Here is a 19,198-nt window from a genome sequence, read left to right as displayed (position 1 = left end):
TTGTTCTTACTAATATTCATTAGAAATACTAATCAATCCCCAAATCATTAGTAAAAGAACTTGTTACAAATATTTCATCTATGGCTATTCCGCATTGTTCGTGGGTTATAGCAATTGTAGCAATTGTAATCTCGAACAAACTTGAAATAGTATCAAAATCAACAAGTTTTTCATAGTTTATCGCTCCTATACACTCCGAAAATCTGCTGAATTGCATATCCAAAACAGCTTGCTTTGGTCTCGAAATTGTAATTCCTAAAATTTTGATGTCTTTAAGTCTTTCTTCAGTAAAATCTTGAGGATTTAGCTTCGGTATTTTTAGCTTCAATTCAAATTCCAAATCGCGCCAAAAGCTCTTCAGGTTTTCTTTAGGAATAAAATCTCTTAAGACATCATTCTCTTTAAAATCAGCTTTAGAAGTCAATGTTTGTAAAGCTAATTGCAACTTATCAAGTATTTGCTGCTTAACTCCCTTGTCTGGTGAATGAATAACTATATTATTAAAAAACCAATTGGCTACATCACCAACTGTTGAAAGTGTTGCAGCATCTTCATCAGGCACATCCTTTTTAAACTCCTTTTCGAATCGCATTAAAAGTTCTACACTATCTAAACCCATTCACCATTAATTAAATATTAAACACATTTTAGTAAAAGCAAAAAAAAAAATTCTTTTGCTAGTAAAAAACATCTCTTTTTCTAAGCTTATTTAAGTATTACTTTTCAGGATTAAAATCTATCATCCACTCAATTCCGAATTGGTCACGAAACATACCAAATAGTGTTCCCCAAGGACTTTCATCCATAGGTACTTCAACTGTCCCTCCAGCTGAAAGTCCGTTGAAAATATGATACGCTTCTTCTTTGCTGGCAGCGCTAATCATAATTTTACTTCGGTTTTCGTTTTCATTTACTTGTCCCAAAACCTCTGGAACATCACTTCCCATGAGCAAATTCGAATCTCCAATAGGTAATGCGATATGCATAATTTTATGCGCTTCATGATCTGCTATAGGATTTTCTTCAGAAGCGATGTCTTTGAAATGCGACAACGCGGTGAACTCACCACCAAAAACCGATTGATAAAACAAAAAAGCGGCTTCGGCATTGCCATTGAAATGGATATAGGGATTTATTTTTGCCATAATTAAAGTTTAAAAAGTGAGCATTTGAATTAAGCATCGGGAATGTTGGGTTCTACCAAACGTTTTAGTTTCTCTAGCGATTCTTGCCAACCTAAGTAACACATTTCTGTTGGAATGGCCTCAGGAATCCCTTCTTGAGTAATCCAAAGTTGTGTGCCGCACAAAACCGTTTCGAACTGAATCGTAGTAATCATTTGACCTGGCAAATTGGGATCATCAAAGATATCGGTATATTTCAGTCTTTCGTTGGGCAGTATTTCTAGATATTCGCCTCCAAACGAATGACTACTGCCTGTTGTAAAATTAGTAAACGACATTTTGTAGGTTCCTCCTACTTTGGCTTCTAAATGGTCTACTTTACAAACAAAGCCATAAGGAGGCAACCAAGAAGCCATTGCATCTGCCTCGACAAATGCTCGAAATACTTTTGCGACTGGTGCCGCCAAAACGCGATGTAGCTGAACAGTGTTTGTTGCCATATATTTTAATTTAACTCTCAAATTTAAGAGAATATCATTAGAATAAATGCAATCGGCACTACTCTTTTGGGATTCTTGAGTAGAAACAACCCGATAGCACAGATTTTCAGCATTCGTTTTGGAAAAGTATTACCCTATGCCAATCAAAAAACAATTATTGCAACACGATACTATCCAATAGCAATTGAAAGGATTCTTGTTTTTTGTTGCCCACTAAAAATACAATCTCTTCAAAGGAATCACTATTGTAATTAGGAGCTGCTATGCGTCGGCCTCTAAAAGAAGGATACAAACTATTGAGGTCAATGGTAATGGTCTCCCATTCGCCAGTAGTAGCAAAAGTAGTGATATAGGAATAATAAGCTGATGATTGATCTTTGATACGAAACTGATACTTTTTGCCATCTCCTTTTATGCGCAACACCACTTTACTTTTGGCAGTGGTGGACAAAGGTGTAAAACGATACCGCACTGACGAAAAACCTCCGTTGTTTTCTAACGAAATCGTGCCCGAAAACACACCATTTCCTGCTTGGTTTATGGTAAAATTGCCATAAGAAAGCCCACCCATAACCCCATCATTAACAATAGTCCAATCGCTCGCCTTGGAATTTTTATTGAAATTATAGATGGTAGTGGCTTGTGTCATCATAAAAAGTAGGGTAATTAAAAAGTGCATTGGCATTTTTCTACTAAAGTACTACTTCTGACCAGCAACTAATTAGATTTAACAGCTTTTTAATAGCTGTTGTATAAGTTTGCCAGCGAGGGAAAAAGTATACTAAACTTACTTTAATGATCTAAATATTCAACATATTTTAAAAACAAATAGCCCTTCTCTTGGGTAATTTTAAGCAATCTCACCAATAGTTCTGGAGTTGTATCATACAAATTTGACAAATCGACTCCCAACTCTTGTACTTCTTGCACATCTAAAGTTCTATTCATAATAAAGCCTAAAAACGAAGCTCCAATTCCAAAAAGTTCCAAACCATATTTCTCAAATAAATGTTTAGCTAAAGCATAATTTTCAAAAGGATCCAAATCACTAGCGAAATAGCCATTTGGAAATCCACAAACACCTTCATAAGCATTCTTTACTGGAACAATTCTAAGAATGATTTCTTTGTCTAGAAAATTAAATGGAGATTGATTGATTTCCTCTAAAATAGCTAGTTCGTCTTCATCAATTGTTAATCCTTTGTCGCATGCAGTTAAAAAATCAACGTCTTTTACTTGATTTAGGAAGTTCTCTTTTAGAATAAAAAACTCAGATGGTGTTGAGAGGTAACCCAAATGTTCCCCATTTTCAAAACACTCCTTATCAATTCCTGACAAATCGTGACCTTCGATAACGTCTAAGTCATTAGACATGGTTGAATGCACACTTGTATATTCAGCTTGTCCTAAATTGTCTAAAGTTAGAATTATGGTCATTTCAGGATTCTTTTCTTTGTGCAAATTGTACACCTCGATTAACTCCTCGAATGATTCAAGATTTTCAATCAAATAACTATCGCATAAAATCTCTAGTCCTGATTTTCCTGGTAATAACGTATTTATTTTCAAAGTATTTAATTTTTAAATTAAGTAGTAAGCCGTTTATTTAAGCTCTGATAGTATCAACTTCTTTTGTTTAAAAGTATTCTTCATTGCTTTTTCTCTAACTTTAGGGTCAGGGCTATTAATGAGATCAAAATACTCCACGGGAACCACTTGCCACGAAAGTCCATACTTGTCTTTACACCATCCGCAAGCGCCTTCTTCTCCTCCATTGGCGGTCAAAGCCTCCCAATAGTAATCCACTTCTGCTTGGTCTTTGCAATTAATAACAAAGGAAATGGATTCGTTAAACTTGAAGTAGGGTCCTGCAGCCAAAATACTAAACTCTATATCCCCAATTTCCATAACTGCGGTTTCGAAGTAGTCTTGACCTGCTTGTCCGTTTTCTAGTGGTGGATTTTTGTAACGATGGTATTCTTTTAGTTTACCGTCTTTGAAAATAGAAAGGTAATATTTCACCACCGCTTTTGCGTCTTTATCAACCCAAAGACAAGGTGTTACTTTTTGGGTAATTGGAGTTGGCTTTTGGGTCAAAGATTGCTTGGCAGTTGCTTCTTTTGCACTGTTCTTGGAAGATTTTTGTTCAGAATTACCACATCCTACAATACTCGCCAATAGCACTAGGTTCAAAAAGATAAGTGTATACTTTTTCATAGGAGTATTTTTTAGGTTGATATTAAAACCATATCTAACGGATTTACAATCTGTTTCCGCACAGTACTTAAAACAATATAAATTAAAAAAATCTATTTAAAAAAAGGAAATTTCTTTTATGTTTAATGCTAAACTTGCTCAAGTTGCTTATTGAAATGGGCACGGATTGCAAATCCGCGCTATCTGGTGGGCACGGATTGTAAATCCGCGCTATCGGGTACGCTCGCACTAGCTGGGATGAAGCTCGCCCTATCGGGGGCACGGATTTCAAATCCGCGCTATCGGTTTTTATAATGTCTCTTTTAAAAACTTTCTGTATTTAAAACCAAAATTTTCTTGAATTCTATATTCCATATTTTCATCTGGTGGATAAGCATCAAATTCTGTTTTGCTATTTTTTTCTCTAATCCATCTCAGAAAATTTATATATTCGTCTCCTTCTGCTACGGATAAATATGAAACTTTCTTTGATTTAGCATTATGGTTGTATGTTAATCTATTATAACTTTTATTCTTATACCTTATATATCTGATTTGAATAATGTCTGAATAACAAATTACTATATTCTCATTCCGCTTAATGTAATTAATTTCTGCTTGTTCTTCTTTAAAATTTATTTCAAAATATTTTCTATTTAAATCTCTTTTGGAAAGAACATACATTATAGCAACGAATACTATACTTGCCAATGAAATTATTAGTGAAAATTTAGTCACAGAGATTAAGAAAAAACATATGATGCACAAAACAATAAATTGTTTTTTTTCTTCATCCGGATTCAGTGAATATGTCTTGTATTTCATATAATTGCTTACAACGTTCCCCAACTAGCGCGAGCGTCACGCTCGTGCCCACAATCTAAATCTATTTCCAAAAATCCAATTTTAAAATGTTAGAATAAATTTTATACTTTCTTTTTCAAATAATCAACATTCAAAGCACTCCAGAATAGTACTATGATAAATATAATTGATGGAATTAAATGGAAATTACCCCATAGAAAATAACTAATACCATTAAAAACTACTAGTAAGCTGACTACCACAATTAAAAGTGCAGTGTATAGTTTTTGTAGAAACTTTAATTCCTTTTCTGTATTGTTTTCGTATAATTTTTCAAACATAATTGTATTTATTTTATTTGTTCTAACTGGTTCTTATGAAGAAATACCTCCTATTTCTCTAAACTTTTACTTTCTACATATAAAGAAAATATGCTGTTTTAATTGGTTACGGGCACGAGCGGGACGCTCGCGCTAGCGGGGGATATTATTAAAAGTAATTTTACATAATTTTATTAGCAATATGATTTGAACAATAATCTTTAATTTTCCAATCGGAAAGTGCATCTATTTTAGTTTTAACATGTTCTAATAACAGCATTGAATCCCAATCGTTCAAAATATCAACACTTCTTGGAGATGAAGTTTTATCCCAACAAATTTTTCCTAATTTTAAAAAATATAATGCATTTTCTTTGTCAAGTTTTTCAGAAAGAATATTAGCAATCCAAAGACATGCATATCCCATATTTATAATTGTATTTATATTGTCCTCATTCATCAATAATTTAAGAGAGTAGTAGTAATAGATAAGAGCTTTTTCTTTTTCGCCAAGATATTCTAAACATTTTCCTAAATTTCCATAATATGCTCCTCCATAATCTTTACTCAACTTCTCCACAAGTAATGACTCTAAATTTCCTCCATTTGAAAAATAATTCAAAGCTTTATGTACATTTTCAGATATTTTTGAATCTCTGTATGATAAAGCAAGATTATGCCTTAAATTATAATTATCTGCCAAACTGGATTCTTCTAATAAAGAGACACCTTCTTCCCCAATCTGAATGGCGTCAATAAACTTTCCTTGATACCAATAAAAATAAGTTTTTTCGCTACAATAAGCCAAATAATGAACACTTTTACCTGGAATAAGCTTCCTATATTTTTCTAACAAAATTTCAGTTTCATTGAAATTCCCCATTTGAGTTAATGTCGTTGTGAGATTAGTAAGCTGGGAATGGAAATATGGATATTCATTAGAGACAGCAGAATCCCAATTTAATGAAGCAAATAACCTTTGTGATACTCTCATATATTCTTCAGAATAGCCAGCACTTAAGATTGAGTGGCAAACCTCTTCTAGTGCTACAAGTGCTGGTTTAAGATCACCTTGGTTAATTTGAAGCTCTATTTTTAATGTCCAATTTTGAAATTCTTGAAGAGATAATTTTGAATTTAACCGAGGTTTCAGAATATAAATAAATTGATCATAGAATTTTACAAACAATGTTATAAATTTTGCTCTTTCTGTTTTAGGATATTTTGTCAAAACAAATTCCTTAACTAATGGGTGAAGTTCAATCTCCCCATCTTTTAAAGTTTCAATAAGGTGCAAATTTTTAAGAGTACGAATTGATTTATAAAATTGATTAGGATTAATTTGACTACCTAAAATCATTTTCAAATTTTCTTCTGATTCAGGACGAACGGTTTCAGCTATGCCTCGAATAACATTTTTTTGCTTGTCGTTTAATGTTTGCCATACAGCCGTAAGAATTTTTTCTGACAAAATTGATGAAAAATTATCTTCTTTAAAAGTGGTTTTTCCTTCAATGTCAGTCATAAATTCATTTACAGTATTTATTCCTCTGACTGCTTGACCAGCAATTAGATTTAACCAGAGAGGATGACCTTTAGTAAGTTTGTGAGCTCTTTGAGCCAAATTCTCTAAGCTATCTTTACCAACACCAATATCATAAAACTTAAAAAGACTTACACATTCACTTTCTGATAATCCTGTTAACTTAATTTGGTAAAAATCAATTGTAGCCTCTCTTATAAATGGTCTACAGGTAAAAATAAATTTTGACTTATGATTCCTGCTAACAATTTGTTCATAAAAATATCCAAAACTTCCACTGGGAACAAAAGATTCTAAATCAATGTAATTATCAATATTATCAAAAACAAATATTATTTTTCTATCACTTAAAATATGAAAAAAAGTATCAACTAAATCTTTATTACTTAGAGCTTCAAAATTCATTTGACAATTTGAATCTAAGCGTTTTATAATCGAAATAATTTTTGTTTGAAAACGATTTGCTTCTTCTTTAAAATCTCTCCAATCAGCGAATTCATATGTTTTTGTGTCGAAATTATTCCTTATGTAATGAGCTGCAAGTGCTGATTTCCCTTGACCACCAATACCTGTAATAAAAATAATCTTAAACAATTCTGTATCTATACCTTTAATTTCCTTTTCTCTACCAACCCAAAATTTATTAGTTGGAGGTGAATCATAATCATTAGTGGAAGAAATTTTTAAAATACTAGTTTCCGATTTAGATTCAATTTCTTTTTTTATATCAACCTGATTTTGGACTGCGTTCTTTTTTTCCTCAATAAGTTTTTTTAAAAATGTTTCTAGGTTTGCATAACTATCCAAATAAATTGGATTTATCTTTTTTGGCCATTGTCTCGACTTGTCTGTTGTAATTATGTAATGATCTGGATTAAAACCTGAATATAGTTTATCAATAAAGTCGAAAACATAAGAAATATAAGGATCATTCATTCCAAATCCAATAAATAGGATTGACTTGTCAGAAACAATTTTTTTAAGTTCAAATGTTGAAGATTTTTCACCTTCAGAATAAAGTTCATTATACTCCTCAGGAAACAATACACATTTATCTGGTTCGTGAATATCTCCATGGATTTTGAAAATATACTTTTCATAATTTGAGAGATGAGCTACTTTATAATTGTTTGAATAAGAAATTACCTCAAAACTTGTTAGAGCTTTTTCAATTAAGTTATCATAATTCGTAGTTATGATATAGTTTGAAAGTTGTCCTATTTGACTATGTGTTACTAATGGTAAACAATTATCGAAGGAGCGAATACTCTTTTCAAGAATACCAATTGCATCTTCACGAAAAGTGCTAATCCTATTTAAAACCTCAATAGGCGAAAGTATTTCATCTACTAATGCATTCTTTAGTTTTTCGCTTTTTGGCTCTTTAGACGAAATTCCATCAAGAATATTCTCAATTAAGCCGTTCCAATTCGGTAGTCCAGCATTTATTGACAAACCGGCACCAACAAAAATTACAATTTCATTCTGATTAATTTTATCAATTAAATCTTGATTAATAGTCTTCATTTATGATTATATATTTAAAAAATATTCTGTACATACTAATAAAACTTAGCAGACATATCTATAATTGTATATCAAAGCGAAATATATTTTCGCATTTATTTTCCCAAATATATTCTTTTTCCTCCTAAAAACATAAAAAAATTCTGAAAGTTCCTTTCGTGTTTTGGCTGTTGTATCTGCCGTGTGACTACTGACAACTGTCGTCTTAAAAGCGTGAGGGACGGGAGCGGCATCCTCTTGGGGCGGGGTTCGCCCCAAGAGATATAGCGGACTGCCCGACCCCCGATTTCCGAGATAATGTGGGTTCAAGGAAAACGGGTTTCGGGGGGCACGCCCAAGTAGTACTTCTCAACAAATACAGTGGTTTTCAAAAAAAATTGTGAAATTGAATTTGTAAAACGTTTCAAAGCCTTATTTTTGCGCTATGGCAAAGAAAAATACAGACAAAGTTGTCTTTCATCAGATAAAAGTCCTTGATGCTGGAGCAAAAGGCGTGTCGGTGGCTAAAGCGCCCGACGGTAAAGTAGTGTTCATCTCGAATGTCGTGCCTGGCGACGTGGTAGATGTGCAAACGTTCAAGAAAAGAAAAGCCTATTACGAAGGCAAAGCGGTGAAGTTTCACGAGTTCTCGGAACACCGCGTCGACCCAATTTGTGAGCATTTTGGGGTGTGTGGCGGTTGCAAATGGCAAAATATGAAGTACAGCCAGCAATTGTTTTTTAAACACAACGAGGTGAAAAACCACCTACAACGTATTGGTAAAATTGAATTACCTGAATTCGAACCGATTTTGGGTTCCGAAAAACAGTTTTTCTACCGCAACAAAATGGAGTTTTCGTTTTCGAACAGCCGTTGGCTAACCGAAGCCGAAATAGGAAGCAGCGAGGAATTGGACAATAAAAATGCCTTGGGTTTTCATATTCCGAAAATGTGGGACAAAATCCTAGATATCAATAAATGTCATTTGCAAGAAGACCCTTCGAACGCCATTCGCAACGAGGTGCGTGAATTTGCCAATGCAAACGGTTTGACATTCTTTAACCCAAGAGCACACGAAGGTTTGTTGCGTACGCTTATGTTGCGCACGGCTTCGACTGGCGAAATCATGGTGTTGATTCAGTTTTTTGAAGACGATCAAGCTAATAGAGAATTGTTGTTGGATCATTTGTATGCCAAATTTCCGCAGATTACTTCTTTGCAATACGTGATTAACAATAAAGCAAACGATACGTTATACGATACGAACATTCAGTTGTACAAAGGACGTGATTACATCCTAGAAGAAATGGAAGGCTTGAAATTTAGTATCAACGCTAAGTCGTTTTACCAAACCAACTCGGATCAAGCCTACGAGCTATACAAAATCACAAGAGATTTCGCTGGATTGACTGGCAACGAAACAGTGTATGATTTGTACACAGGAACGGGAACTATCGCTCAGTTTGTATCGAAAAAAGCCAAAAAAGTGATTGGTGTTGAAAGCGTACCCGAAGCGATTAAAGACGCCAAAGCCAACGCCGAACGAAATAATATCACGAATTGTGAGTTCTTTGTAGGAGATATGAAAGTGGTGTTCAACGAAGCTTTTATCGCGCAACACGGCAAACCCGACGTAATCATCACCGATCCACCAAGAGACGGAATGCACGCGGCGGTTATTGATCAAATCTTGAAAATTGAGCCTCAAAAAGTGGTGTATGTGAGTTGTAATTCGGCAACACAAGCTCGTGATTTGGCTTTGATGGATGAGAAGTACAAAGTGACGCGCGTTCGACCTGTGGATATGTTTCCGCAAACGCATCACGTGGAGAATGTGGTGTTGTTGGAACGTCGTTAATTTTTAAATATATAAGTCATTGAAGTTTTTTTTTAATGGTTTGTGTGTTTTTGAAACCATATGAGGGATTGAAGGGCATTTAAGAGTTTTTCTTGGTGTGCTTTGCGTAAATCTTTGCGGTCTTTGCGGTTGGATTTTTTAACCATAGAAGGCATTGAAGGGTATTTAAGAGTTTTTCTTGGTGTGCTTTGCGTAAATCTTTGCGGTCTTTGCGGTTGGTTTTTTTTAACCATAGAAGGCATTGAAGGGCATATAAAATTGACACTGATTTTAAATCATAATAAATATCCGTTGGTTATGAAATTCTAATAAAATAAAAAAATTAACCACATAGAATCATAGATTAATGCTTATGAATCAAGAATAAATAGAAATAGCCCTATTTCACACATAGAATACTATGTGAATAGTAAAACGCCTATTACTTCTTTTAAAAACTATAAATTCTATGTCTCTATGTGGTAAAAAAAACAATTTAATTTTAAAAAACTTATCCGTATAAATAAATAGTTTTAAATGAAAAAAATAACGCTTTTACTGTTGGTGTTTTGTTTCTCTTTTTCGAGTTGTGAGAAAGATGATATTTGCGATGCCAATACGCCTACTACACCTAGAATGGTGATTAAATTCTTCGATATCAACAATCCAACGGTTGAAAAAAGCGTAACGAATTTGAAAGTAATTGGAGAAGGAATGACCGATGGAGTAATTTTTAATGCTACGGCCTCTGGAGAATCAAAATTCTTGGCAAATACTTCAAAAATTTCGATTCCACTGAAAACCAATGCCGCTACAACTACTTTTAGTTTTATACTAAATTCTGGTAGTACCAATGCTGCTTTGGTCAATACGGATGTAATCCAATTCAATTACACCACCAGCGAAGTCTATGTGTCTAGAGCTTGTGGCTTCAAAACCTTGTTCGAAATGAATGCTAACCCTCCATTTGTTCATTCGGATGGGCCTGCTTCTGACACCAAGTGGATGAAAGAAGTTCAATTGCAAAAAACTAACATAAACAACGAAAATGAAACACACCTTTCTATCTTTTTTTAGTGGCTGCTTGCTCTTTTCTTTGTTTACCGTTCAAGCACAAGAAACGACTACAACTACAACTCCTCCTAAAGCAACCAATATCCTTCCTGCAAAACCAAAGCAAGAAATAGAAAAATTGCCTACCACAAAAAAGGACACTGTTGTTCCTCCAAAATTCAATCGCTATGGTCTAAGAGTAGGTGCTGATTTGTACAAACTGACCAGAGGTTTGTACGACAATAACTATAAAGGAATTGAGTTGGTAGGAGATTACAGAATAACAAAAAAATATTTTTTGGCTGCCGAATTGGGTACTGAAAACAAAACCACCGAAGACGACCGTTTGACTTCAACCGCAAAAGGTTCATACCTAAAAGCGGGATTTGATTATAACGCTTACGAAAACTGGTTGGATATGGAAAACATCATCTCGGTTGGGATGCGCGCTGGTTTTTCAAGCTTTAGCCAAGAATTGAACAGCTACAAAATCTACAATCCTAATCCGTATTGGGGAGAAGTTCCTGTTGTGGTTGCAGGAAAAAATTACAGTGGTTTAACAGCTACTTGGATAGAAGTTGTGGCTGGTGTAAAAGCCAAAGTATTCAACAACGTTTTTGTAGGTTTCAGTTTGCGATTGAACCGCTTAATTACCAACAAAACTCCAAGTGGATTTGATAATTTGTACATTCCAGGTTTTAACCGAACGTATAATGGTGATTTTGGCGTAGGCTTCAATTACACCGTTTCGTACTTTGTTCCGCTATACAAGAAAAAAGTACTTCCTGCTGAAAAAGCAAAAAAAGAAGAGAAAAAGCCGAAGAAATAGAAGGCAGAAAGCAGAAAGTAGAAGACAGAAAGTAGAAGACAGAAAGTAGAAGACAGAAAGTAGAAGACAGAAAGTAGAAGACAGAAAGCAGAAGGCAAAAGGCAAAAGGCAAAAGGCAAAAGGCAAAAGGCAAAAGGCAAAAGGCAAAAGGCAAAAGGCAAAAAAAAGCGCGTTTTTACTAATCGTAAAAACGCGCTTTTTTTGACCAATACTAAACCTATAACTCATAACTAAAAACCGATAACCGAAAACTCATAACTGAAAACTCATAACTGAAAACTCATAACTGAAAACTCATAACTGAAAATATTACCCAATGATTCGGACTCCTTTAAGAAAAATCCAAGACATAAATAGTTTTTCGCCGTCTTTGGTTTTGGCTGCTTGAAATTTAGGTGCCAATATTGTACCCAAAGCAAATGCGGTTAACGGAATCCAAAACCCTGTCAAACCTGTATAGGTTCCCACTAAATAGCGAAAACCAACAAACAAAATAGCAAAACAGCCCAATTGGTATAGAAATGCTCGTACTTGTAATTTCGTCATATTGAAAAAATTAAATTAAAATTTACTCTTTATTTTCGGTTTGAAACTTGGTTCTTTTACTTCCTTCATACATTTCGTATTTCACCAAACGTGCTTCTAAACTAGCATTAAACAATTTGATTTTTCGAGAAGGTTTTAAACCGACAAATTTCAAAGCATCTAAGTTCGCGGTAATAAACCAAGCATTGGTACCAGGATAATTTTTCTTCAAAGTATCGCCAATGTTTTTATAAAATTCTTCCATATGAATATCCAATCGCTCGTCATACGGCGGATTGAAAACCATATGCAATTTGCCTTCGGTGGTTTTCTCTGTATCAAAAAAGTTTTCTTCAACAACCTTTACATATTCGTCTAAATTGGCATTCTTGATATTGTCTTTGGCTTTTTGAACCGCACTTGGCGCCTTGTCATAGCCTGTTATCGTGTAATGAAACTCTTTTACTTTTTTCAGCAAACTGTCCATAATTTGGTCGAACAAATCATTATCCCAATCCTTCCATTTTTCAAAAGCAAATTCTTTTCGGTTGATATTGGCTGGAATATTACAAGCAATCATTGCGGCTTCGGCCAAAAATGTTCCTGAACCACACATCGGATCCAAAAAGTGCCCTTGTCCTTCCCAACCTGATAATAATAAAATTCCCGCAGCCAAAACTTCATTGATAGGAGCAATATTCGTAGCAGTTCTATAACCACGTTGGTGCAACGAATTCCCAGAAGTATCCAAAGCAACCGAAACTTGGTCTTTGCCAATATGAATGTTGATTCGTAAATCAGGAAAAGCTTTGTCAATGCTTGGACGTTGCCCTGTGCGTTCTCTAAACTGATCTACAATGGCGTCTTTACATTTTTGAGACACAAACTCCGAGTGGTTAAAATGATCTGAATGCACCGTTGCATCAATCACAAACGTTTGATTGGCATTAAGGTATTTTGACCAATTGACACTTGCAATACCTTTATACAAAGCTGCTTCATTGGTTGCTCTAAAAGAATAAATAGGTTTTAACACCTTTAATGCGGTACGCAAAGACAAATTGGCCTTGTACATAAATCCTTTATCGCCCTTAAAACTTACCATTCTCACTCCCTGCTCGACCTCTTGCGCGCCCAATTGGCGTAACTCTTTGGCCAATATTTCTTCAAAACCAAAAAAGGTTTTGGCTATCATTTTAAAATTCTCCATCGTATGCTATATTCCAAGTATTAAATTCCAAACTCCAAACGGTTTGAAATAGTATATTTTCTGCAAAAATACACTAAATTTGCCGGACTTAAATTAAATGAAAACGAATAAATGTCTGAAGACCACAAACCCACTATAAACCATCAAGAGCCTTCCACCAAAAATTGGTTTACCTCTTGGTTTGACACTCCTTACTATCATATCCTTTACAAAGAGCGCAACTACCGTGAGGCGCAAATTTTTATGGATAATTTGACCCAGTATCTCAACTTACCTGATAAAGCAAAAGTCTTAGATTTAGCATGTGGGAAAGGGCGTCACGCCATTTATTTGAGTCAATTAGGATACACCGTTTTGGGGGCCGATTTGTCCGAAAACAGTATTGCTGAGGCGAGTAAAAATAGCAACACCCATTTGTCCTTCAAAGTGCACGATATGCGTGAACCTTTTGAAGAAAAATTTGACGCTATTTTTAATTTATTCACCAGTTTTGGCTATTTTGAAGACGAAGCCGATAATCTAAAAACTTTAATTGCTATCAAAGAAAGCCTATCCGAAACAGGTTTTGCCGTAATTGATTTTATGAATGTGAATCAGGTGATTGAAACGCTAGTTCCTGAAGAAGTTAAAACGGTAGACCAAATCGAGTTTCACATCAAACGATATGTAAAAGAAGGACATATTTACAAAGAAATCAGCTTTGAAGACCAAGGACAGCACTACCATTTCACCGAAAAAGTAAGAGCTTTTAGTTTAAAAGATTTCCAAGAGCTAATGGATGAAGCAGGCATATATTTGTTGGATATTTTTGGCGATTACAAGCTTAAAAAATTCCACAAAACCGATAGTGAACGTTTGATTATGATTTTTAAATAAGTCAAACTTTCAAAACTTCAAACATCTAAAAACCAACTAAATAAAAAATAATGAATTACCTCTTGCCTTTAATTGCTGTAATACTAGGGTATATCTTGGCATTAGTAATCCAGCCCAAAAAGAAATCCAATTTAAAATTACTGTTGGCTTTTAGCGGTTCATTTTTGCTATCCATCACAGTAATCGATTTATTACCTGAGGTCTACGAAACAAAAAACAATAGTATTGGTCTTTATATTATGTTAGGGATTTTGTTTCAAATCATATTAGAATTCTTCTCTAAAGGTGCAGAACACGGACATGTTCACGGGCATCAAACCATAACACATATTCCTTGGTTGTTATTCATAAGTCTTTGTATTCATGCATTATTAGAAGGATTTCCTGTTGGACACCACCATGATTTAGCCATCGGAATTGCTATTCACCACCTGCCAATTGCCATCATTTTGACTACCTTTTTCGTTCAAGCGAAACTCAACAAAAAAGCCATTTTTGCGTTCATGATTACTTTTGCTATGATGACCCCTCTGGGCACATTAGCCTCCAATTATATTCCCGAATTACAAGAATACACCACCGAAATCACTGCCATCGTTATCGGGATTTTGTTTCATATCTCCTCTACCATCATTTTCGAAAGTAGCGAAGGACACAAATTCAACGTGGCCAAAGTATCGATGATTATATTGGGAATTCTATTAGCAGTACTATTGTAACTTATGTATAAAACCAACTAACATAATAACATATCACTAAATAAAAACATAAATTGATTTTAATCGCATTTCATCTGAACTTTTAGCATTTAAACTGATTTATTTTGATGTTATCTAGTATTTAAATTTATTTGAGAATAATTTAGAAACCAATTTGAATAATCTCAATTGAATTCTATTATTTCTTAAGAATCAAATGTAACTGTAATTAATTCAAAATACTTTTTATTATGTTTAGTTTGTTTCATAAAAATTCTAGAGAATTTTCAAAAACTGAAAGCCATATTTTTGGTATAATATCAGAATTATTGAAAAGAAACAGCACTGATATTCATTGTGATGAATTGGGCAGAAAATATTATTTGAGTAATGAAGATAATCATATCAGAGTCACTATTTTCAGTAACGAAAATGTTATCAGAATTACCAACACCCATGACTCAATCGCTGAAAAATACGATGATTTTCTAATTGATAAATTAGTATTAGCAATAAAAGAAGAAAAGCAAAAGAGAATGGATTTAATTTGTGGCTCAATTTCAGATAGCATAGAAAATATGGCGGAGCGCTTACACAAAACATTAACCGAATCAGTAGAAAAGGATTCAGCTATTATCAAGATGCTAAAAACTAATTAATAACTAATACTTCAACATTAGTTTTTGTTTTTATTTCAAATTTGAATAGTTTTTCAACCCTTTTTGTACTTGTTAAAATGATAAAAACCTTATTGTTTTTGCCAATAATTTATTTCACACATACTACTATATTCTATACTAGACATCGATATACTGCTTGTCAACTGTCATTTTAAAAAGTATAGCCTTCCCTCTACAAACTATTGAATTAATCATAATGACTCCTAAATTTTAATTAACTTTGGTGCTTTAAAATTTAGGCTAAAAATTCATTATGACCTTCACTAAAACCACCGAACAATCCTCAAATTACGAACATTTAGAAAAAATGTCGGTTCAGGAATTGCTACACAATATCAATCAAGAAGACCAAACAGTTCCTTTAGCAGTTGCAAAAGCGTTACCTCAAATCGAAACCTTAGTAAACGAAATTGTAACCAAAATGAAACTAGGAGGACGCCTTTTTTATATTGGAGCTGGAACTTCTGGACGATTAGGTGTGGTCGACGCATCGGAATGTCCACCTACTTTTGGAGTTCCTTTTGATTTAGTTGTTGGCATCATCGCTGGTGGAGACAAAGCCATCCGAAGAGCTGTAGAAAATGCCGAAGATGACGCGGAACAAGCTTGGATAGATTTACAACAATTCAACATCAATGAAAACGATGTGGTCATAGGTATTGCTGCTTCTGGCACAACTCCATATGTAATTGGCGGTTTAAAAGCCTGCAACGAGAAACAAATCAGTACTGGAAGTATTTCTTGTAATGCAGGAAGTCCGTTGTCACAAACTGCAAAGTTCCCAATCGAAGTAATTGTAGGTCCAGAATTTGTAACAGGAAGTTCGAGAATGAAAGCAGGTACCGCTCAAAAATTAGTCCTCAATATGATTTCGACGGCTACTATGATTCAGCTAGGCAAAGTAAAAGGCAACAAAATGGTCGATATGCAATTAAGTAACGCCAAATTAGTAGACCGTGGCGTGAAGATGATTATGGGGGAAATTCCTGTTTCTTACGAAAAAGCATCTGAATTATTAGCCAAATACGGAAGTGTTCGAAAAGCGGTAGACAACTTCAACCCTCAAAATTAAATTCTTACTTCTAACCTCTCACTTCTCACTTTAAATGGCAACCAACAAAGACTTTTTATCCAAAGGAATCAAATATTTATCGGGAGCTTTGCCTCTACTCTTCCTTGGCCCGTCTATCATTTATAACGCCTTTATGAACCAACATACGAATTGGCATTATTTGGTGCTCGGCATAGGAATTATAGCTTGTTTGGCATCGATGTACTTAATCTTTACAGGCCTTAGATGGATTATGAAAGCTTTATTCAATGATTGAAGAAGTTAGAGCCTTATTTAAAAAAGGGGCTTTCTCAAAATACTGAATAATAAAGATAAATTGTATATTTACAAAAATTGTATCATATGGATATTCGTGCTGACATAAACTGGATTCATCAAGAAATCGATAAGGTAAAAGACCCTAATTTTATTGAAAAAATAAAACGTCTTTTAGAAACAATCAACACTTCCAAAGAAGCTACTGCTGCTGAATACAATGCAGATATCGATGCCGCTTTAAAAAGCATCAATGATGGTGCATACTACACTCAAGAAGACGCAAAAAATCTTGCAAAAAAATGGGGAAGGAAATAATTTGGTCAAAAAATGCTTTAGAACAATTAGAGGATATCCATTTTTACATTTTCTTTGAAAGTAAATCGATTCATATTGCAGATAAAGTAATTACAACCATTTTTGACAGTACTGAAATTTTAAAAACTCAACCCTAAATTTACAAACTCGACAGCAACAAAGTTAACAACGACGGAACCTTTAGAGTATATTACATTTATGATTACAGCATTTCATATAGAATATCCGACTCAACCATTCAAATTCTTCGGATAAGACATACTGCTAGAAAATCTAAAAAATTACCATGGAAAACCTAATTAACGTTCAAAAAACCTTCGAAAAAATCATTGCTGTTGATAAAAAAATAAACCATCGCGAGTTTGAAGATTGTGTATTTAAAAACTGTGATTTCTCCAATAGTGATTTATGCAACAACACCTTTATGGATTGCGAGTTTATAGACTGTAATTTATCTATGGTACAACTTGCAGGCAGTAGTTTAAAAACCGTTCGTTTCAAAAACTGTAAACTCTTGGGCATTCAATTTCAAGGATGTGACGATTTTTTATTTGATGTGGGTTTCCAAGATAGCGTATTGGATTACGCGTCTTTTGCTAATAAAAAAATGCCGAAAACCCAATTTTCAGGATGTTCGCTCAAAGAAGTAACTTTCATTGGGACACAACTGAACAATAGTGTGTTTGATAATTGCAATCTTGACCGTGCGATTTTTAATGATACCCAATTGGCAGGAACCGATTTTAGAACTGCATACAATTACAGTATCGACCCCGAATTCAATCCGATGAAAAAAGCCAAATTTACTACACAAGGAATCGTAGGCCTTTTGGACAAATACGATATTAAAATAGAGTAGTTATGGAGCAAAATGCAATCTATCTTGAAAGTGTAAAAAAGCAATTTTTGTATTACAAATTGTTGGGAGAAAAAGCTATTAATCAATTAGCTGAAGAACAATTGTTTCTAGCTTTAAACGACGACACCAATAGTATTGCCTTGATTGTAAAACATTTGTCAGGAAATATGCTTTCGCGTTGGACTGATTTTTTAACTACCGATGGTGAAAAGGATTTCAGAAATAGAGATGCCGAATTTGAAAATAATTGGAATACTAAAGACGAAGTAATGGCGCATTGGGATAAAGGCTGGAATTGTTTTTTAAACGCACTTGAGAGTCTTCAACCAGAGCAACTGAATACCATCATTTACATTAGAAATGAAGGTCATACTGTTATGGAAGCCATAAACAGACAATTAGCTCATTATCCTTATCACATTGGGCAAATTGTCTTCTCAGCCAAACAATTGAAAAATGGAGACTGGGAAAGTTTATCCATCCCCAAAAACAAATCTCAAAGTTACAATTCAGCAAAATTTGCTCAAGAAAAAAAGAGACAACATTTTACCGATGAAGAAACAAATCGATTGAAAAACCAATAAAACTGTAAAACACAACTGTAAGCACATATCACTATATGAAAAAAATAATAAGCGTATTGGCTATTTTAAGCATGATTTCCTGCTATAATGTAGAACGAAAATGCTCCGATTTTAAAACCGGAAAATTCAAATTTGAATATGAAGTCAATGGCGTCAAAAAAACAACCGTTTTTGAACGCAAGGACAGTATCGAAATTGAGACTTTTGAAGGAAAAACCGATACAGCCACCATTCGTTGGGTCAACGATTGCGAGTATGTAATCCAAAAAAAACACCCAAAAAATATGGCGGAAGAAAAAGCCATACAAATGAAAATCCTAACCACGACAGCTAATTCCTATACCTTCGAATTCGGAATGGTAGGTTCAGATGTAAAACAAACTGGTACAGTTACAAAAATTTAAACTAA

Annotated in this window: 23 protein-coding genes; 13 read left to right on the top strand and 10 right to left on the bottom strand. The window is 34.2% G+C overall.

Annotation, left to right across the window (positions count from 1 at the left end):
* Window positions 1–28: 28 nt before the first annotated feature.
* The 8 genes from ACSVH9_RS02635 to ACSVH9_RS02600 form a co-directional block, all read right to left on the bottom strand.
* On the bottom strand, window positions 29–619 hold the full coding sequence (locus ACSVH9_RS02635; protein WP_438062354.1) for a hypothetical protein: 591 nt from the start codon (window positions 617–619) through the stop codon (window positions 29–31).
* Between the two features lie 97 nt (window positions 620–716).
* Window positions 717–1,145, bottom strand: a complete 429-nt coding sequence (locus tag ACSVH9_RS02630; protein WP_438062353.1) for a VOC family protein — start codon at window positions 1,143–1,145, stop codon at window positions 717–719.
* 29 nt (window positions 1,146–1,174) lie between these two features.
* On the bottom strand, window positions 1,175–1,624 hold the full coding sequence (locus ACSVH9_RS02625; RefSeq protein WP_438062352.1) for an SRPBCC family protein: 450 nt from the start codon (window positions 1,622–1,624) through the stop codon (window positions 1,175–1,177).
* 154 nt (window positions 1,625–1,778) lie between these two features.
* Entirely contained in the window at window positions 1,779–2,303 is a 525-nt protein-coding gene (locus ACSVH9_RS02620; RefSeq protein WP_438062351.1) for a CIA30 family protein, read from the bottom strand.
* 113 nt (window positions 2,304–2,416) lie between these two features.
* Window positions 2,417–3,193: a hypothetical protein gene (locus ACSVH9_RS02615; RefSeq protein ID WP_438062350.1), complete on the bottom strand. Its 777-nt coding sequence runs from the start codon at window positions 3,191–3,193 to the stop codon at window positions 2,417–2,419.
* Between the two features lie 33 nt (window positions 3,194–3,226).
* Window positions 3,227–3,841: a VOC family protein gene (locus ACSVH9_RS02610; RefSeq protein WP_438062349.1), complete on the bottom strand. Its 615-nt coding sequence runs from the start codon at window positions 3,839–3,841 to the stop codon at window positions 3,227–3,229.
* 288 nt (window positions 3,842–4,129) lie between these two features.
* The gene (locus tag ACSVH9_RS02605; RefSeq protein WP_438062348.1) at window positions 4,130–4,645 is read right to left on the bottom strand and encodes a hypothetical protein; all 516 of its coding nucleotides are present in this window, start codon (window positions 4,643–4,645) and stop codon (window positions 4,130–4,132) included.
* Between the two features lie 480 nt (window positions 4,646–5,125).
* Window positions 5,126–8,014 (bottom strand): SIR2 family protein, encoded by a 2,889-nt coding sequence (locus tag ACSVH9_RS02600; RefSeq protein ID WP_438062347.1) that lies wholly within the window; start codon window positions 8,012–8,014, stop codon window positions 5,126–5,128.
* Between the two features lie 424 nt (window positions 8,015–8,438).
* Here ACSVH9_RS02600 and rlmD point away from each other — a divergent pair, with 424 nt between their 5' ends.
* The 3 genes from rlmD to ACSVH9_RS02585 all read left to right on the top strand — a co-directional run bounded on the left by rlmD (window position 8,439) and on the right by ACSVH9_RS02585 (window position 11,712).
* Window positions 8,439–9,851 carry a 23S rRNA (uracil(1939)-C(5))-methyltransferase RlmD gene (gene rlmD / locus ACSVH9_RS02595; protein ID WP_438062346.1) on the top strand — a complete coding sequence of 471 codons (1,413 nt, stop codon included), beginning with the start codon at window positions 8,439–8,441 and terminating at the stop codon, window positions 9,849–9,851.
* A gap of 516 nt (window positions 9,852–10,367) precedes the next feature.
* Window positions 10,368–10,907: a DUF6452 family protein gene (locus tag ACSVH9_RS02590; RefSeq protein ID WP_438062345.1), complete on the top strand. Its 540-nt coding sequence runs from the start codon at window positions 10,368–10,370 to the stop codon at window positions 10,905–10,907.
* On the top strand, window positions 10,879–11,712 hold the full coding sequence (locus ACSVH9_RS02585; protein ID WP_438062344.1) for a DUF6048 family protein: 834 nt from the start codon (window positions 10,879–10,881) through the stop codon (window positions 11,710–11,712). Before ACSVH9_RS02590 ends, ACSVH9_RS02585 begins: the two co-directional genes overlap by 29 nt.
* Before the next feature lie 309 nt (window positions 11,713–12,021).
* On the opposite strand, the gene ACSVH9_RS02580 is transcribed toward ACSVH9_RS02585, so the two are convergent.
* Both ACSVH9_RS02580 and ACSVH9_RS02575 read right to left on the bottom strand, forming a co-directional pair.
* Complete coding sequence (locus tag ACSVH9_RS02580) at window positions 12,022–12,258, bottom strand: hypothetical protein (RefSeq protein ID WP_315173152.1); 237 nt, start codon at window positions 12,256–12,258, stop codon at window positions 12,022–12,024.
* 22 nt (window positions 12,259–12,280) lie between these two features.
* Window positions 12,281–13,447 (bottom strand): THUMP domain-containing class I SAM-dependent RNA methyltransferase, encoded by a 1,167-nt coding sequence (locus ACSVH9_RS02575; protein WP_438062343.1) that lies wholly within the window; start codon window positions 13,445–13,447, stop codon window positions 12,281–12,283.
* Between the two features lie 111 nt (window positions 13,448–13,558).
* On the opposite strand from ACSVH9_RS02575, the gene ACSVH9_RS02570 reads away from it, so the two are divergent.
* The 10 genes from ACSVH9_RS02570 (at window position 13,559) to ACSVH9_RS02525 (ending at window position 19,193) form a co-directional block, all read left to right on the top strand.
* Window positions 13,559–14,323, top strand: a complete 765-nt coding sequence (locus ACSVH9_RS02570) for a class I SAM-dependent DNA methyltransferase (RefSeq protein WP_438062342.1) — start codon at window positions 13,559–13,561, stop codon at window positions 14,321–14,323.
* Between the two features lie 50 nt (window positions 14,324–14,373).
* Window positions 14,374–15,042 (top strand): ZIP family metal transporter, encoded by a 669-nt coding sequence (locus ACSVH9_RS02565; protein WP_438062341.1) that lies wholly within the window; start codon window positions 14,374–14,376, stop codon window positions 15,040–15,042.
* Window positions 15,043–15,272: 230 nt separating this feature from the next.
* On the top strand, window positions 15,273–15,680 hold the full coding sequence (locus ACSVH9_RS02560; protein WP_315173140.1) for a hypothetical protein: 408 nt from the start codon (window positions 15,273–15,275) through the stop codon (window positions 15,678–15,680).
* Between the two features lie 274 nt (window positions 15,681–15,954).
* A complete protein-coding gene (gene murQ / locus ACSVH9_RS02555; protein WP_438062340.1) occupies window positions 15,955–16,773 on the top strand; it encodes an N-acetylmuramic acid 6-phosphate etherase in 819 nt (272 codons plus the stop codon).
* 34 nt (window positions 16,774–16,807) lie between these two features.
* Window positions 16,808–17,029: a DUF6095 family protein gene (locus ACSVH9_RS02550; protein WP_315142069.1), complete on the top strand. Its 222-nt coding sequence runs from the start codon at window positions 16,808–16,810 to the stop codon at window positions 17,027–17,029.
* Between the two features lie 86 nt (window positions 17,030–17,115).
* A complete protein-coding gene (locus tag ACSVH9_RS02545) occupies window positions 17,116–17,346 on the top strand; it encodes a hypothetical protein (RefSeq protein ID WP_315173133.1) in 231 nt (76 codons plus the stop codon).
* Window positions 17,331–17,483, top strand: a complete 153-nt coding sequence (locus tag ACSVH9_RS02540) for a type II toxin-antitoxin system RelE/ParE family toxin (RefSeq protein ID WP_438062339.1) — start codon at window positions 17,331–17,333, stop codon at window positions 17,481–17,483. The genes ACSVH9_RS02545 and ACSVH9_RS02540 overlap by 16 nt, the downstream gene beginning before the upstream one ends.
* A gap of 149 nt (window positions 17,484–17,632) precedes the next feature.
* Entirely contained in the window at window positions 17,633–18,205 is a 573-nt protein-coding gene (locus ACSVH9_RS02535; RefSeq protein ID WP_438062338.1) for a pentapeptide repeat-containing protein, read from the top strand.
* Between the two features lie 2 nt (window positions 18,206–18,207).
* On the top strand, window positions 18,208–18,789 hold the full coding sequence (locus ACSVH9_RS02530; protein ID WP_438062337.1) for a DUF1572 domain-containing protein: 582 nt from the start codon (window positions 18,208–18,210) through the stop codon (window positions 18,787–18,789).
* Between the two features lie 35 nt (window positions 18,790–18,824).
* Window positions 18,825–19,193: a DNA topoisomerase IV gene (locus ACSVH9_RS02525; protein WP_315173122.1), complete on the top strand. Its 369-nt coding sequence runs from the start codon at window positions 18,825–18,827 to the stop codon at window positions 19,191–19,193.
* Window positions 19,194–19,198 lie beyond the last annotated feature (5 nt).

It is taken from the genome of Flavobacterium sp. RSSB_23, assembly GCF_051547145.1.
Classification (GTDB): Bacteria; Bacteroidota; Bacteroidia; order Flavobacteriales; family Flavobacteriaceae; genus Flavobacterium.
This window is presented reverse-complemented; position numbering and strand designations above follow the sequence as displayed.

Coding starts and splice junctions, on each gene's coding strand:
- ACSVH9_RS02605 (WP_438062348.1), bottom strand. CDS start 4,645: ATGAAATACAAGACATATTCACTGAATCCGGATGAAGAAAAAAAACAA.
- ACSVH9_RS02535 (WP_438062338.1), top strand. CDS start 17,633: ATGGAAAACCTAATTAACGTTCAAAAAACCTTCGAAAAAATCATTGCT.
- ACSVH9_RS02630 (WP_438062353.1), bottom strand. CDS start 1,145: ATGGCAAAAATAAATCCCTATATCCATTTCAATGGCAATGCCGAAGCC.
- ACSVH9_RS02600 (WP_438062347.1), bottom strand. CDS start 8,014: ATGAAGACTATTAATCAAGATTTAATTGATAAAATTAATCAGAATGAA.
- ACSVH9_RS02625 (WP_438062352.1), bottom strand. CDS start 1,624: ATGGCAACAAACACTGTTCAGCTACATCGCGTTTTGGCGGCACCAGTC.
- ACSVH9_RS02525 (WP_315173122.1), top strand. CDS start 18,825: ATGAAAAAAATAATAAGCGTATTGGCTATTTTAAGCATGATTTCCTGC.
- ACSVH9_RS02575 (WP_438062343.1), bottom strand. CDS start 13,447: ATGGAGAATTTTAAAATGATAGCCAAAACCTTTTTTGGTTTTGAAGAA.
- ACSVH9_RS02590 (WP_438062345.1), top strand. CDS start 10,368: ATGAAAAAAATAACGCTTTTACTGTTGGTGTTTTGTTTCTCTTTTTCG.
- ACSVH9_RS02530 (WP_438062337.1), top strand. CDS start 18,208: ATGGAGCAAAATGCAATCTATCTTGAAAGTGTAAAAAAGCAATTTTTG.
- rlmD (WP_438062346.1), top strand. CDS start 8,439: ATGGCAAAGAAAAATACAGACAAAGTTGTCTTTCATCAGATAAAAGTC.
- ACSVH9_RS02540 (WP_438062339.1), top strand. CDS start 17,331: ATGGGGAAGGAAATAATTTGGTCAAAAAATGCTTTAGAACAATTAGAG.
- ACSVH9_RS02610 (WP_438062349.1), bottom strand. CDS start 3,841: ATGAAAAAGTATACACTTATCTTTTTGAACCTAGTGCTATTGGCGAGT.
- ACSVH9_RS02560 (WP_315173140.1), top strand. CDS start 15,273: ATGTTTAGTTTGTTTCATAAAAATTCTAGAGAATTTTCAAAAACTGAA.
- ACSVH9_RS02570 (WP_438062342.1), top strand. CDS start 13,559: ATGTCTGAAGACCACAAACCCACTATAAACCATCAAGAGCCTTCCACC.
- ACSVH9_RS02565 (WP_438062341.1), top strand. CDS start 14,374: ATGAATTACCTCTTGCCTTTAATTGCTGTAATACTAGGGTATATCTTG.
- ACSVH9_RS02580 (WP_315173152.1), bottom strand. CDS start 12,258: ATGACGAAATTACAAGTACGAGCATTTCTATACCAATTGGGCTGTTTT.
- ACSVH9_RS02545 (WP_315173133.1), top strand. CDS start 17,116: ATGGATATTCGTGCTGACATAAACTGGATTCATCAAGAAATCGATAAG.
- ACSVH9_RS02585 (WP_438062344.1), top strand. CDS start 10,879: ATGAAACACACCTTTCTATCTTTTTTTAGTGGCTGCTTGCTCTTTTCT.
- ACSVH9_RS02620 (WP_438062351.1), bottom strand. CDS start 2,303: ATGCACTTTTTAATTACCCTACTTTTTATGATGACACAAGCCACTACC.
- murQ (WP_438062340.1), top strand. CDS start 15,955: ATGACCTTCACTAAAACCACCGAACAATCCTCAAATTACGAACATTTA.
- ACSVH9_RS02550 (WP_315142069.1), top strand. CDS start 16,808: ATGGCAACCAACAAAGACTTTTTATCCAAAGGAATCAAATATTTATCG.
- ACSVH9_RS02635 (WP_438062354.1), bottom strand. CDS start 619: ATGGGTTTAGATAGTGTAGAACTTTTAATGCGATTCGAAAAGGAGTTT.